We start from the raw sequence: 897 nt of genomic DNA, 5'->3' as shown, positions 1-897 counted from the left end.
TTCAGCTTGTCGCGGTGGCACAGAAGGATCTCCAGCGCCAGCGCGATTTGCGCATCGGCCGGATCGGCCTTGGCGTGGCTGGGCTGGAAGGCCTGACGATACTTCGCCAGGGTGGCGGGATTCACCGGAAACAGGACAAAGAAGTCATGTTTCTGCAGCGCGTAGACCAGCGGTCCGCGGGCGATCTCGAGACAGACGGCCACCGCCTGGCCGTGAAAGCGCTGCCTGAGCGCGGCGGCCCACTCATCAATGGCGTCGGGGCGATGGGAGAGCACGGCGAATTCACGCTGGCGGCTTCCGGCCGCTTGCAGGCAGATGTCGTGTTTCGCATCGGCCCAGTCGATGCCGATGAAGGCGGCGAATTCTGGGTTGGGTTCAGGAGTCATAGTTCATACCTCCAAGTACTAGAGTGGAGGAACGGGACGTGCCTGCCTGGGCGCTGCGAAAGCAATATAGAGAGTCGATGAAGCGACAATCCCTGAGTATTCGTTATCGCGCTCAAGCGCACCCGCGGATTCGAAACCAAACTGGTGAACATCGAATGTTTGCGTGGAATTATTCGTAATCCGCGGCTGCATGTCCCGCTTTCACCGACAGCTACCTGCCGGCTGTAGTTAGACTACCGAAAGCGGAACGACCGCATGTGGGCCCGGCAAGGGGGCGACCACGCCATGCGTGCCCTTCAAAAAGCCAATGCTGGCGTCTTGTCGGCGTGCTCGCCGACAAGACGGTCGGTCGCCTGCTGGCTCGCTCGACCATGCTTTTAGAATAAATTGAAGAGCATGTCTGGCAGTTGCCTCTGGCCCTGCTCACACTTGGTTGAGTAACTATATTGCCGTGGAATCACTGTCCAGTTTCGTCTGGAATCCGTGTCCAGTTTTGGTGTGGAATACGCAC

The 897-nt window shown here is 58.8% G+C and carries 1 protein-coding gene; it reads right to left on the bottom strand.

Annotated elements, in window-relative coordinates; genetic code table 11:
• Positions 1 to 386: IS110 family transposase (locus tag E4Q23_RS23080; protein WP_169068746.1), on the bottom strand; the 386-nt coding region annotated here is incomplete at its 3' end.
• Positions 387 to 897 lie beyond the last annotated feature (511 nt).

Origin of the sequence: Candidatus Accumulibacter phosphatis (genome assembly GCF_012939955.1) — a bacterium.
In the GTDB taxonomy this organism is placed as follows: domain Bacteria; phylum Pseudomonadota; class Gammaproteobacteria; order Burkholderiales; family Rhodocyclaceae; genus Accumulibacter; species Accumulibacter delftensis.
This window is presented reverse-complemented; position numbering and strand designations above follow the sequence as displayed.